The following is a 13,219-nucleotide window of genomic DNA, read 5'->3' on the forward strand; positions in this document are numbered from 1 at the left end:
GAGCGGGCTACGGTCGAAGCGTGAAGATCTTGCATACCTCCGACTGGCACATCGGGCGGAGCTTTCACGGCCACGCCACGCAACCGTTCGTGCGTGAGGTGTTCGCGGCCATGGTCGAGCTCGTTGAGCAGCGCGGCATCGACGTCGTGGTCGTCTCGGGAGACGTGTTCGACTCGGCCACTCCGGCAGCCGAGAACTACGAGGTGCTCACCGAGACGCTCGGGGCGCTTCGGCAGGCCGGCGCCATCGTGGTGATGACGAGCGGCAACCACGACTCGGCGACGCGCCTCGGTTTTCAGTCGGGGTTCGCGTCGCTTGGCGGCGTGCACGTCATCACCCGGCACGAGCAGCTCGACACGCCCGTCACCATCGACGACGACCACGGGCCGGTGCACTTCTACGGCATCCCGTACCTCGAGCCGGCGCTGGTTCGCCACCACTACCCCGACACGCCCCTGCGCAGCCACGAAGAGGTGCTCGGCCACGCGATGAGCCGCATCAGAGACGATCTGGCTCATCGCGGTGGCCGCAGCGTCGTTCTCGCCCACGCGTTCATCGCCGACGTGCCCGCGAGCGATGTCGAGCGCGACATCAGCGCCGGCGGGCTCGACCTGGTTCCGCTCTCGGTCTTCGATGGCCCCGACTATGTGGCGCTCGGCCACATCCACGGCCGGGCGACGCTTCGAGACGGCGTGCGGTACTCGGGTGCCCCGCTGCACTACTCGTTCAGCGAGGCGGGCACGCCGCGGGGTGGATGGCTGGTCGAACTCGATTCGGCGGGGCTCCATACGGTCGAGTGGGCCGAACTACCGGTTCCTCGTCGGCTGAGCGTGCTGACGGGGGAGATCGACGAGCTGCTGGGCGGCGAGCAGTACGGCGAGAACGAGAACGACTGGGTGTCGGCCATCCTCACCGACCGGGTGCGCCCGCTCGACGCCATGCGCCGGCTGCAGGTGCGGTTTCCCTACGCGGCTCACCTCGAACACCGGCCGGCGGTGACGGCCGAGCGATCTGCGGCGACCTACGCCGAGCGGGTTCGCGGGGCGAGCGACACCGAGGTCGTGGCCGGGTTTCTCGAGCACGTGCGCAACGGCGTGGGGCCGAACGCGGGGGAGCAGAGGTTGATCGCCGACGCACTCGGTGCCGGGGGCGACCGCCCGGGTACCCGGTCAGCGCCAACCGAGCGATCAGCGCCAACCGAGCGGTCAGCGACGATCGAGGGTGCCTCGTGAAGATCAGGCAACTGCGACTCGCCGGCTTCGGGCCGTACCTCGGCGAACAGCACGTCGACTTCGATGCCTTCGCCGACGACGGAATTTTTCTCATCACGGGCAAGACGGGAGCAGGGAAGTCGACCATTCTCGACGCCATCTGCTACGCCCTGTTCAACGGGGTGCCGCGCTACGACGGCACCCAGCAGAAGCTGCGGAGCGACCACGCGGGCCCTGCGAACCCCACCTGGGTCGAGCTCGAGTTCACCGCAGGGGGCGTCGACTACCGGGTCAGGCGCAGCCCCGAATACGACAAACCGAAGCTCCGCGGAACCGGGCTCACGAACGCCGCGGCCACCGCCGAACTGTACCGGCGTGAGGGCGACACCTGGCAGGGCATCGCGGCCAAGCCGGTCGATGTGGGCCGCCAGCTCGACCAGATCGTGGGCCTCACAAAAGACCAGTTTCTGCGCGTGATGCTGCTCGCGCAGAACCGTTTTCACCACTTTCTGCAGTCGACCAACGACGACAGGCAGGCGGTTCTGCGTACGCTGTTCGGCACCGACCGTTTTCGGCAGGTTGAAGAGGTTCTGCTCGAAGAGCGCCGCACGCTCGAGCAGGCGTTGGCCGGCACCTCGGCCCGGGTCGAGCAGCGCGCCGGCCAGGCTGCCGAGCTGCTTCGTGTCGACGCGCCGGCGGCCGCCACTCCCGGCTGGTTCGCCGAGTCGCTCGCTGCTCTTCAGACGCGGGTTCAGGATGCCCGGGCGACGGCCGCGCGAGCCGACACCGCACACACCCTCGCCGCCGCCGAGTACCGCCGGCTCGAAACCGTTCGGGCCCTGCAGCTGCGGCGCGCGGCGGCCACCGCGGCGCTCGAAACCCTCGGCGAGACGCAGCCGCAGATCGATGAGCTGCGGCTGGCCGTGAAGGCCGCAGGGCGCGCCCGGGCCGTGTGGCCTCACATCACCGCGGTTCGGGGCGCCGAGGAGGGCCTTCGCACGGCCGATGTGCTCGAGCGGGTCGCGCGGGTCGATTACGTGGGGGCTGCTGGCGGCGCCGCTGGCGATCCTGGCGATCCCAGCGATCACAGCGATCACAGCGAGGCGGTGACAGCCGCGGGCCTGCTGGTCGAGGTCGACGAGACCACACGCCAGCTGGGGTCGCTCGCCGACGTGCTGGCTGACGAGAAGACACTGCCTGAGCTCGAACGGCGGGAGCACCGCGCGCGCGACGCCGTGGCAGCGGCCGAGAGCGCCCTCGCCAACGCGACCACCGAGGCCGAGCAGGTGCCGGCTGCACTCGACGAGCTCACCGCGGCACTGGCAGAGGCGCGGCTCATTGCCGGGGGAGCACCCGATGCAGTCGACGCCGCCGCACGCGCCTCGGCCGCACTGGCTGCGGCCGAACGCGTCACTCAACTCGACACACAGCTCGGGGAGGCACGGGACGCCCACCGCACGGCCAGCGCGGCACACCTTGCCGCCGCAGCGAAGCACCACGCCCTCGTCGAACAGCGGCTCACCGGCCACGCATTCGAGCTGGCCTCCGCGCTGGTGCCGGGCGAACCGTGCGCTGTCTGCGGATCACGCGCCCACCCGGCGCCCGCCACGAGCGATGCCCCGCCGGTGACGGCCACCGACGTCGACGCGGCCCGCGACACCCTCGAGCGGTGTACGACGGCGATGGATGCCGCGAAACTCACCGTCGACGACCTCGCCGTCGCTCGCGCCGAGGCCCAGGCCCACGCGGGGCAGAAGCCGGTCACCGAGCTCGAAGAGCAGCGGGCGGCAGCGCTCGAGCGCGTGCAGCAGGCGGCTGCGGCCAGGGGGCGGGCGGGCATCCTCGAGGCCGACGTCGCGCGCCTCGCCGACACGGCCGCGGCGCTGCGCGAGCGGTTGGGCGCGCTGGCGACCCGCCGAGACGAAGCGAGCAGCGCCCTCACCGAGGCGCGCACGGTGCGCGCCTCGGTCGCCGCCCGCGCCGAAGCCAACCGGGGCGAGTTCGAAACGGTCAGCGCGCGGTACGACCGGTTGTCGGCCCAGCTGGCACGCGCCCAGCTGCTCGCCACGGCGATCGAGGCCGTGACCGCCCGGCGGCACGATCTCGACCGAGCCCACGATGCCCTCGTGGCGCAACTCGACGAACACGACTTCGCCGATGCGGCGGCGGTCGAGCAGGCACTACTGGCACCCTCTGCTGCGGCCGACGCCGAGAGCACGCTGCGGGGCCACGACGAAGCGCGGGCCGCTGCAGCCGCCATTCTGGCCGACGCCGAACTCAGCGATCTGCCGGCCGAACCCGTCGACGTCGACGACACCGCGCTGCGTGCCGCTCAGGAGACCCGCGATGAAGCGCTGGCCGAGTCGAGCACCCTCGCCGACCGGCTGGGTTCGCTGCAGACTGTCGTTGCCGCCGCGAATGCCGTTTTCGCCGAGTCTGCCGCCCTGCTGGAGCAGTTCGATGCGGTCGACGAGCTCGCCCGGGTGGTGCACGGAGACGACCCGAACACCATGCGCATGAAACTCGAGACCTACGTGCTCGCGGCACAGCTCGAGGAGATCGTCGCCGCGGCCAACGCACGGCTGAGGGTCATGAGCGCCGGCCGGTACTCCCTCGAACACGACGACTCGGTTCAGTATCGCCGGGCTCAGTCGGGGCTCGGCCTGAGCATCCTCGACGAGCACACCGGCAGGTCGCGGCCGACCCACTCGCTTTCGGGAGGTGAGACTTTTCTGGCCTCGCTCGCCCTCGCGCTCGGACTCGCCGAGGTGGTGACCCAGCAGGCCGGCGGCCTGAGGCTTGACACGCTCTTCATCGACGAGGGCTTCGGCTCGCTCGACGCCGACACCCTCGACATCGCCATGAGCACCCTCGACAGCCTGCGCGCCGGCGGTCGCACCATCGGGCTGATCAGCCATGTCGGGTCGATGGGGGAGCAGATCCACGCCACCCTGCGCGTGGCAGCCGATGCCCAGGGGCACAGCACCATCTCGCAGTCGCTCGATTAGCGTGCGGCGCCGCTGGCCGCCGTGACCGCAGTGACCGCCCCTGGGAGGCGGCTGCACCCGAGGCAGGAATATGCTGGAGAGATGAGTGGCAGACAACTCCTCGCTAACCCCGTTCGGCGCACCCCCGACGGCCTCCGCCTCACATCGAAGACGTGCCCGTTCGCCTCGAACTGCTCCTGCGTCTTCGCCGGGCCCTCGTCGGCCCATGCCACCAAGCCGCTGGCGTCGGCGCCCTTCAGCGAAACCACCCGTGCAGAGATCGCCGAGTGGCAGCTACGCGGCTTCGTGGTCGTCTCGACCGACGCCCACGAGGTCGTTCTCGAGCGCACCCGCCCGACCTCGTTCTGCGTGAACGTGCTGCTGGTCATGCTGACCGCCTCGCTCTGGGCATTCGTCTGGGCGAGGCGCGCCCGCCACCCGCGCATCGAGCGCCACACCGTCACAATTGTGGACTGAGTTCTGAATGTGACGTTGTGTAACGTCGCGGTATCACAACGCACCGCGTTTCGCAGAAAATGTGTACATGGCCCGTCAGATTCGTTTTAATGCTTTCGACATGAACTGTGTCGCCCACCAGTCGTCAGGAATGTGGCGTCACCCCGAAGACCAGTCGTGGCGCTACAAAGACCTCTCGTACTGGACCGACCTCGCGAAGCTGCTCGAACGCGGCCGTTTCGACGGTATCTTCATCGCTGACGTACTCGGTACGTATGACGTGTACGGCGGATCGAACGAGGCGGCCATTCGCCACGGCGCCCAGGTGCCGGTGAACGACCCCATTCTGCTCGTGTCGGCGATGGCTGCTGTGACCGACCACCTCGGGTTCGGCATCACGGCGGGCACGGCGTACGAGCATCCGTACCCATTCGCCCGCCGCATGTCGACGCTCGACCACCTCACAAAGGGCCGGGTGGGCTGGAACGTCGTCACCGGCTATCTTCCGAGCGCCGCGCGCAACATGGGCCACGAAGACCAGCTCGAGCACGACGATCGCTACGACGTGGCCGACGAGTACCTCGAGGTGCTCTACAAGCTGTGGGAGGGCTCGTGGGAAGACGACGCTGTCATCCGCAACCGCGAAACGGGTGTCTTCACCGACCCGAGCAAGGTGCACGAGATCGGGCACTCGGGCAAGAACTTCCAGGTTCCGGGCATCCACCTGTCTGAGCCGTCGCTGCAGCGCACGCCCGTCATCTACCAGGCGGGGGCGTCACCCCGCGGCATCCAGTTCGCCGCCGGCAATGCCGAAGCCATCTTCGTCGCCGCGTCGACGAAGGCCGGGCTGAAAGAGACCGTCAGCAAGATTCGGGATGCCCTCGAAGAGGCCGGTCGTGACCGGTACTCCGCCAAGATCTACACTCTGCTCACGATCATCACCGACGAGACCAGCGAGAAGGCCCACGCCAAGCACGCCGATTACCTGCAGTACGCGAGCGAAGAGGGCGCCCTCGTCTTCATGTCGGGCTGGATGGGCATCGACCTGTCGACGTACGACCTCGACGAGCCCATCGGCAACGTGAAGAGCAACGCCATTCAGTCGACGGTCGCGAACTTTCAGGCCGCGAACGAAGACGGCAGCGAGTGGAAGGTGCGCGACATCGCGAAGCTCGGCGCCATCGGCGGCCTCGGCCCGTTCATCGTGGGCTCGCCCTCTGAAGTGGCCGACCATCTCGAGGAGTGGGTCGCCGAAACCGACGTCGACGGGTTCAACCTCGCGTACGCCATCACGCCCGGAACCTTCGAAGACGTCGTGACGTTCATCATTCCCGAGCTGCAGCGGCGCGGCTCGTACCCCGAGGAGTACGTCGAAGGGGCACTTCGCAACAAGCTCCTCGGCCGCGGTGACCGCCTGCCCGACGAGCACCGCGGTGCCGGTTACCGTTACGCCCTGCCCGCGCGCACATGATCACCGTAGAGAAGCTCACGAAGGTCTACGGCAATGGCGACAGTGCCGTGACCGTGCTCGACAACCTCGACTTCAGCGTGCAGCAGGCTGAGATCTTCGCTGTCGTCGGGCCGAGCGGCGCCGGCAAGAGCACCCTGGCGCAGTGCGTCAACCTGCTCGAGCGGCCCACTTCGGGTTCGGTCATCGTGAACGGCGAGAACCTGTCGCAGCTCACCGAGGCGCAGCTGCGGGCCGCCCGGCGCCGCATCGGCACGGTGTTCCAGTCTGACGGACTCTTCAGCCGTCGAACCGCCGCCGAGAACATCTCGCTGCCGCTCGACTACCTGGGCGTCACCCGCGCCGATGCGAAGAAGCGCGTCGGCGAGCTGCTCGAGCGCGTCGGGCTGTCGTCGCACGCCAAACACTACCCGCACCAGCTCTCGGGCGGCCAGCGCCAGCGCGTCGGCATCGCCCGCGCCCTGGCGCTCAAGCCGACCGTGCTGCTGGCCGACGAGGCGACCTCGGGGCTCGACCCCGCGTCGACCGCGTCGATCACCGCGCTGCTCAAAGAGCTCCGCACCGACCTCGGTCTCTCGATTCTGTTCATCACGCACGAGATGGAGACGGTGCTGCAGGTGGCCGACTCCGTAGCGCGCCTCGACAACGGGCACATCGTGGAGTCGGGCCGCGTCGTCGACCTGCTGCGCGACGCCTCCTCACCGCTCGGGCGCGACCTGAACCCTGCCAAGCCGGCCCTTCCTGCCGCGCCCGACGAGACCACCTGGTTCGTCAGCTACACCTCTGCCCACGTGCCCTCTGACTGGGTCACCCGGCTCGGCGAGGCACTGTCGAGCCCGGTTTCGCTGCTCGGCGCCTCGATCGAGACCATCGAGGGTGCCGTCGTCGGCCACGCCCAGGTGGGCCTACGTGCGGCGAATGCTGAAGCGGTCATCCGGCAGGCCCAGAAGCTGGGGCTGGATGCCCGGCCCGCCGCCGCGCACGACCTCGCCTCGACGACAGTGGCCGCGCCTGCCGGCCAGAAGGAGCCCGTCGCATGAGCGCCCTCCACGCGAACGTCAACGATATTCCGCTGGCCGGCATCCCCGCCCTCGTGCTTCCTGCGCTCGGCGAGACGCTGATCATGGTGGGCATCGTGATGGCGATCGTAGTGCTGGTGGGCGTGCCGCTCGGCGCGATCATCCACAACCTCGCCCGCGACGGGCTGTTCCCGAACCCGGCGCTGCACTCGACCCTCAGCTGGATCGTCAGCGTGGGGCGTTCTCTTCCGTTCCTCATCTTGATGGTGGCGATCATTCCGTTCACCCGACTGATCACTGGCACGAACATCGGAATCGCGGCCGCGGTCGTACCGATGTCGGTGGCGGGAATCGCATTCTTCACCCGCATCGTGGAGAACTCGCTGCGCAGCGTGCCGCCGTCTCTCGTGAAGGTGGCGAAGGCATCCGGTGGCTCGTCATTCCAGATCATCTGTACGGCGCAACTCGGCGAGGCCATACCTTCGCTCATCGGTGGGCTCACGATCAACACGATTGCCATGATCGAGTACTCGGCCATCGCCGGAACAATCGGAGCCGGCGGAATCGGCTATGTGGCCGTCACCTACGGCTACCAGCGATTCGATAACCAGGTCATGCTCGCCACAATCATCATTCTTGTCGCCCTGGTGGCAGCGGTGCAGGTGATCGGTGACGCGCTGGTGCGGCTTACGACGCCACACAGCGCCGCACGGGTCAGCCGCCGGTCTGTTCGGCGCCCGGTGCTGGTGCCCTAGCCGAAACCCCCTCTTCTCCTCTTCGTTCTTCCTCGTTTCTCCTCACCTTCCCGCAGCCGCCTGAAAGGCACTACAGCCATGTCTGAAAACACCCCTGAAACCCCCGAGAACGGCCACGGCTTCGAGCTGAAGAAGCGCCGTCGTTGGCCCTTCATCGTGGGCGGCGCGGTGGTCGTCGTCGGAATCGCAGCCGGCATCACGATTCCGCTGCTGAACCCCACCGCCTCGGCCAACACTCAGGCGGGGGCCGTGCTCTACGTGGCCACCGCCGAGGGCAATGCGTCTGAAGAGGCCCTTGTCAACTACGTTGCCACGAACATCGCACCGAAGTACGGCATCACGGTCGAGTTCAAGGGGCTCGCCGACAGCAACACGATCAACCGCGCGGTGAGCGACGGCGAGGTGGCCGCGACGGTCTACCAGCACAAGCTCTGGCTCGGGCAGGTGCTGCAGGCCAACCCCGACTTCAAAGAGGAGGCCGCCACACCCGTCTTCCGTTGGGGCTTCGGTCTCTGGTCAGACAAGTACACCGATGTGAGCCAGATTCCGGATGGCGGCACCATCTCGCTGTACTCCGACCCGGCCAACGAAGCCCAGGGTCTCTGGATCCTCGACAGCGCCGGCCTCATCACCCTGAAGCCGGGAACCAGCAAGGGCACCGCGACGCAAGACGACATCGCGTCGAACCCCAAGCACCTGAAGTTCACCCTTCTCGACTTCGCCGCGCAGTCACGCGCCCTGCCCGACCTCGACGCGGCCGTGGGCTACACCGAGTACTACCTGGCAGCGAACATCCCGATCGCGAAGCAGATCTTCGCACCTCAGGCCCCCGACGAGTTCGCCGGCCAACTCACCATCGGCTCGAACTTCGCCGACACCGACAACATCAAGAAGCTCGTTCAGGCGTTTCAAGACCCCGCCGTGCAGACCTTTCTGGCAACCGACCCGTCGGTGAAGAACATTCTGCTGCCGCTTCAGAAGTAACCATGCCTGCCGGCGCCCTCAGGGTGCCGGCAGGTTTCTGCGGGCCACGAGCGGTGATCGAGATACGAGTCGGCTGACGGCGATCGAGCCGGCAATTGCGAGCATGGCGGGCACCAGCAGCGCGGGGCCCTGGCCCGTGAACTCGATGAGCAGAACCAGCGCAGTGAACGGTGCTCGCATCGACGAGGCCAGAAACGCAGCCGCTGCGACGAATGCGAAACCGGCGATCGGGCTGCCGGGCCACCACAGACTCCACAGACCGCCGAGCGCACCACCGAGTGCGGCGCCCACGGCAAGCGACGGCGTCAGCGTACCGCCGGCAGCTCCCGCTCCGATGGTGGCGGTCGTCGCAACCACCTTCGTCACGGCCAGAACCGCCAGCAGGCCGATGGATGCTGCGCCGGCGAAGGCAACCTCACCGAGTGCCTTGCCGTTTCCGAGCACCGCCGGAAACGGGATGGCCAGCAGCCCCACGCCCGCGAAGACCACGGGCATGATGCAGACGATCAGCCAGGTACGCGGCCGAAGCCTCGCCGCACCCCGCACCAGCCAGACAAAGCCCATCGCCGCCAGACCCATCAGTGGGCCTGCGAGCAGCGACCAGACAAACAGGGTTTCACTCAGCTGCATCGGGGGGAGCGAGTAGAGCGGGGCATCCGGTACCACCAGTCGGGCGACGATCGTCGCCACAGCGGCCGTGATGAGGGCAGGCACGGCGACGGCGAAACTGATCTCGGCCAGCAGAACCTCGATGGTGAAGATGGCGCCGCTCAGCGGAACGTTGTAGACGGCCGCGAGGCCAGCGCCTGCTCCGCACGCCACGAGAATTCTGCGCTCCCGGGCAGAGATATGCGCCCGGTCGCTCAGCCAGCCCGCGACCAGCGCGCCGAGTTCGCGTGGTGCGACCTCACGGCCGATCGAAGCCCCGAGGCCGACAACCACGATCTGCAGGGCCGCGTTGAGCAAGGTCGGCAGCCCGGGCATCCGGCCGCCCGCCACGCTGGCCTCGACCGAGACCACCGCGCGCCCGAAGCGCCGAAGCGCCCACCAGCCCGCACCCCCGACGAGCCCTGCTACCGCCAGTGCGGCCACCCGCCGCCACGGGTCGGCTCCCAGCACACCGTCAAGAAATGAGCCCTGAGAGTAGCCGTAGGCGACGTGTTCGATGGCGGTGAGACTCATGCTGACCAGCAGCCCGGCAACACCCCCGCCGACGCCCACCAGCACGGTCACAACGGCCAGCCGAATCAGCCAGGCCGGGGCGGCCCTGCCACGGCGGTTGGCATCCATACGCCGATTCTCGCACGTGCCGGGCCCGCGGCTCTGCTGGCGTGCGTTCGAGCCGAACGCTGGCGTGCTTCACGGAATGAGCCCCCGTTGGCGCGCCGTGATGACCGCCTCGTACCGATTGTTCGCGTCGAGCTTTCGCATCGCTGACGAAAGGTAGCTCTTCACGGTGCTCTCGGCGAGGTCGAGCTGGTCGGCGATGTGGCCGTTGCGCTTGCCGAGGGCCACCTGTGAGAGAACATCGAGCTCTCGGGGTGACAGCTGTTCGCGATGGTCTCGTTGCTCGGCCGTCGGTTCTGAGTGCGCGCCAGCCCTCGGCACCAGGGTTCGGCCGAAAGCATCGAGGCGCTCAGCCAGCAGTGGGTCTGCGACAACCCGGGAGAGCGAGCGCAGTTCGGCGTAGAGGTCGCGTAGCTCGGCCCTCTGCTTGGCCGCCAGGGCCCGGATGTGCGCGGCGCCGCCTTCGGTCTCGAGCAGGGCCACTCGGCGTTCGACTTCATCGTGCACCGAATACTCCCATGCCAGACCGGTGGCCAGAGCCAGCGAAGTGCGAAGAACCGGGTCACCGAGCTGAATGGCGCTGCGGTGCGCCCCATAGATCACCGCTCTGACGGCGCCACTGACGACAACCGGAACGGCGACAAGGCAGACAATGTGTTCGGCCAGAACTTCGCGGTCGTAGCGATGAGTGATAGACGTCGAGCCGCGATACTGAATCGCTGTGACGGGCCGTCGTTCGGAGATGGCCCGGCCACCAAGGCCCTCGGTCGGCTCGATGAGAAGGCCGTTCAGCGTCTGCCCGCGCGTGCCGACGAACGCGGTCAGGGGCGCGCCCTCCCGCGTGACGAGCCCGCCGAAGGCGAGAGGGAACTCGGCTTTGACGGTGAGCGCGCTGAGCGTCTTCTGAAGCAATTCGAGATCATGCGTGGCTGTGCTGATACTCATGCTGCTACCTCCTTCAGGCGGTAGTTGAGCACATCGGCGTGCTCGTAGCCTGCACTGTAGCAGCCGATACGACGAACTGCTTGCCCAGTGTCGAGATCGATCGACTGGTCATTTCAAAGGAGAAATGCGATGAGCGTTACGGAGCACCTGCAGGCACCTGCGGGCACTACGCCCGGCGAGGTGACCCTGCCGGGCGCGTTCGCGGCGGTCGCCGAGCGCGCGACCAGTGATCCCGAAGGCTTTTGGCTCGATGCCGCCCAGGCCATCGACTGGGATGTCTATCCGACGTCTGCGCTCGATGATTCGGCCGCACCCCTCTATCGCTGGTTTCCGGATGCCCGGCTGAACACCTCGTACAACGCACTCGATCGGCACGTTCTCGCGGGCCGCGGCGAAACGACCGCCCTGATCTACGATTCACCGGTCGTGGCGAAGTCGAAGCGGTACTCGTACAGCCAGCTCCTGCAGAAGGTGGAGCTGTGCGCCGGCATGCTCGCCGAGGCCGGTGTGGTCGCCGGCGATCGTGTCGTCATCTACCTGCCGATGATTCCCCAGGCCGTCGTCGCCATGTTGGCGTGCGCCAGGCTCGGCGCGGTTCACTCCGTCGTATTCGGTGGCTTCGCAGCGAAAGAGCTCGCCGCTCGGCTCGATGACGCCGGAGCCAAGGTCATCATCACTGCATCGGGCGGAATCGAGCCGAGCCGGGTTGTCGAGTATCTGCCCACCATCGTTGAGGCTCTGGCGCTCAGCTCCCACACGGTGACCACGGTCGTTGTCAAAGACCGGCCCGAGGTCGCCGGGTCAGCCGCCGAGTACTCATCGCCCGGCACTGAATGGCTCGACTGGCACGAACGGATGCTCGCCGCAGAGCCGCACGCACCCGTTTCGGTCGCGGCGACCGACCCGCTGTACATTCTGTACACGTCAGGCACAACAGGCTCTCCGAAGGGTGTCGTGCGTGACAATGGCGGTCATGCCGTCGCGATGACCTGGTCGATGAAGAACATCTACGGCGTGCATGCGGGCGAGGTGATGTGGACAGCGAGCGACGTGGGCTGGGTCGTCGGGCACTCCTACATCGTCTACGGGCCTCTCTTGGCCGGCGCCACGACGGTTCTCTACGAGGGCAAGCCGGTGGGAACACCGGACGCCGGTGCGTTCTGGCGGGTCGTGTCTGACTACCGGGTGAAAACGTTGTTCACCTCACCGACTGCGCTGCGATCGATTCGCAAGGCAGACCCGCACGCGCACCTCGCGAAGAAATACGACCTCACGTGTCTTGACGCGCTCTTTCTGGCCGGCGAGCGGCTCGACCCTGACACGTGGACGTGGGCCACGGCGCTGCTCGAGAAGCCGGTCATCGATCACTGGTGGCAGACCGAAACGGGGTGGGCCATCGCGGCCAGCCCCTACGGAATAGAACGCCTGCCGCTGCGTGCAGGGTCGCCGTCGTTTCCGTCTCCTGGGTACAACGTCGAGATCGTCGACGACGCCGGCCGACGAATGAATGCGATGCAGGAAGGCCACATCGTGATTCGGTTGCCGCTGCCACCCGGCACGCTTTCGACACTCTGGCGGGGCGATCAGCGTTATATCGACGGCTATCTCAGTGCCTTTCCCGGTTTCTACCTGACGGGCGATTCGGGATTCTTCGACCGTGACGGCTACCTCTTCGTGATGGGCCGCACCGACGACATCATCAACGTCGCAGGGCACCGCCTCTCGACGGGGTCGATGGAGCAAGTGCTGGCTCAGCATCCGTCAGTCGCCGAGTGCGCGGTGATCGGGCTGCACGACGCCATCAAAGGCCAGAAGCCGGCTGGCTATGTGGTACTCAAAAGCGGCGCCGACATCGAAGAGAGGGTTCTGGCACTCGAACTGGTGGCAATGGTGCGCAACCAGATCGGCGCGGTCGCCGCGTTCAAGGAGGTCACAGTGGTCGCTTCGCTGCCCAAAACGAGGTCGGGCAAGATTCTGCGCAAAACCATGCGACAGATCATCAACGGTGAAGAGTACGTGGTTCCGCCGACGATAGACAACGTCGAGGCCATCGCCGTGATCGTAGCGACTCTGGCCACGAACTGACTTCTCAGCTCGTCAATTTCTC

Annotated in this window: 10 protein-coding genes; 8 read left to right on the forward strand and 2 right to left on the reverse strand. The window is 67.3% G+C overall.

Annotated features, from left to right (window positions below; all coding sequences use genetic code 11):
- Positions 1-20 precede the first annotated feature (20 nt).
- The 7 genes from QN358_RS00770 to QN358_RS00800 all read left to right on the forward strand — a co-directional run bounded on the left by QN358_RS00770 (position 21) and on the right by QN358_RS00800 (position 8,880).
- Positions 21-1,232: an exonuclease SbcCD subunit D gene (locus QN358_RS00770; protein WP_323511172.1), complete on the forward strand. Its 1,212-nt coding sequence runs from the start codon at positions 21-23 to the stop codon at positions 1,230-1,232.
- Positions 1,229-4,219, forward strand: coding sequence for an SMC family ATPase (locus QN358_RS00775; protein WP_323511174.1), 2,991 nt, complete (start codon positions 1,229-1,231; stop codon positions 4,217-4,219). Before QN358_RS00770 ends, QN358_RS00775 begins: the two co-directional genes overlap by 4 nt.
- Before the next feature lie 81 nt (positions 4,220-4,300).
- Complete coding sequence (locus tag QN358_RS00780) at positions 4,301-4,675, forward strand: hypothetical protein (RefSeq protein ID WP_323511176.1); 375 nt, start codon at positions 4,301-4,303, stop codon at positions 4,673-4,675.
- A gap of 67 nt (positions 4,676-4,742) precedes the next feature.
- The gene (locus QN358_RS00785) at positions 4,743-6,125 is read left to right on the forward strand and encodes an LLM class flavin-dependent oxidoreductase (RefSeq protein ID WP_136640435.1); all 1,383 of its coding nucleotides are present in this window, start codon (positions 4,743-4,745) and stop codon (positions 6,123-6,125) included.
- Complete coding sequence (locus QN358_RS00790) at positions 6,122-7,162, forward strand: methionine ABC transporter ATP-binding protein (protein WP_136640434.1); 1,041 nt, start codon at positions 6,122-6,124, stop codon at positions 7,160-7,162. Before QN358_RS00785 ends, QN358_RS00790 begins: the two co-directional genes overlap by 4 nt.
- Complete coding sequence (locus tag QN358_RS00795; RefSeq protein ID WP_136640433.1) at positions 7,159-7,896, forward strand: methionine ABC transporter permease; 738 nt, start codon at positions 7,159-7,161, stop codon at positions 7,894-7,896. Before QN358_RS00790 ends, QN358_RS00795 begins: the two co-directional genes overlap by 4 nt.
- Positions 7,897-7,974: 78 nt before the next feature.
- Positions 7,975-8,880 (forward strand): MetQ/NlpA family ABC transporter substrate-binding protein, encoded by a 906-nt coding sequence (locus QN358_RS00800; RefSeq protein ID WP_136640432.1) that lies wholly within the window; start codon positions 7,975-7,977, stop codon positions 8,878-8,880.
- An 18-nt stretch (positions 8,881-8,898) separates the two neighbouring features.
- On the opposite strand, the gene QN358_RS00805 is transcribed toward QN358_RS00800, so the two are convergent.
- Positions 8,899-10,170: a chloride channel protein gene (locus QN358_RS00805; RefSeq protein WP_323511179.1), complete on the reverse strand. Its 1,272-nt coding sequence runs from the start codon at positions 10,168-10,170 to the stop codon at positions 8,899-8,901.
- 69 nt (positions 10,171-10,239) lie between these two features.
- Complete coding sequence (locus tag QN358_RS00810) at positions 10,240-11,112, reverse strand: response regulator transcription factor (RefSeq protein ID WP_323511181.1); 873 nt, start codon at positions 11,110-11,112, stop codon at positions 10,240-10,242.
- A 129-nt stretch (positions 11,113-11,241) separates the two neighbouring features.
- Here QN358_RS00810 and QN358_RS00815 point away from each other — a divergent pair, with 129 nt between their 5' ends.
- Complete coding sequence (locus tag QN358_RS00815) at positions 11,242-13,197, forward strand: AMP-binding protein (RefSeq protein WP_136640430.1); 1,956 nt, start codon at positions 11,242-11,244, stop codon at positions 13,195-13,197.
- Positions 13,198-13,219 lie beyond the last annotated feature (22 nt).

The sequence above is a fragment of the Subtercola sp. RTI3 genome, assembly GCF_035018625.1.
GTDB lineage: Bacteria > Actinomycetota > Actinomycetes > Actinomycetales > Microbacteriaceae > Subtercola > Subtercola vilae.

What these genes read in the sequence shown, in the direction of transcription:
- QN358_RS00780 (WP_323511176.1), top strand. Translation starts at nt 4,301, where the DNA reads ATGAGTGGCAGACAACTCCTCGCTAACCCCGTTCGGCGCACCCCCGAC.
- QN358_RS00785 (WP_136640435.1), top strand. Translation starts at nt 4,743, where the DNA reads ATGGCCCGTCAGATTCGTTTTAATGCTTTCGACATGAACTGTGTCGCC.
- QN358_RS00805 (WP_323511179.1), bottom strand. Translation starts at nt 10,170, where the DNA reads ATGGATGCCAACCGCCGTGGCAGGGCCGCCCCGGCCTGGCTGATTCGG.
- QN358_RS00815 (WP_136640430.1), top strand. Translation starts at nt 11,242, where the DNA reads ATGAGCGTTACGGAGCACCTGCAGGCACCTGCGGGCACTACGCCCGGC.
- QN358_RS00810 (WP_323511181.1), bottom strand. Translation starts at nt 11,112, where the DNA reads ATGAGTATCAGCACAGCCACGCATGATCTCGAATTGCTTCAGAAGACG.
- QN358_RS00800 (WP_136640432.1), top strand. Translation starts at nt 7,975, where the DNA reads ATGTCTGAAAACACCCCTGAAACCCCCGAGAACGGCCACGGCTTCGAG.
- QN358_RS00795 (WP_136640433.1), top strand. Translation starts at nt 7,159, where the DNA reads ATGAGCGCCCTCCACGCGAACGTCAACGATATTCCGCTGGCCGGCATC.
- QN358_RS00790 (WP_136640434.1), top strand. Translation starts at nt 6,122, where the DNA reads ATGATCACCGTAGAGAAGCTCACGAAGGTCTACGGCAATGGCGACAGT.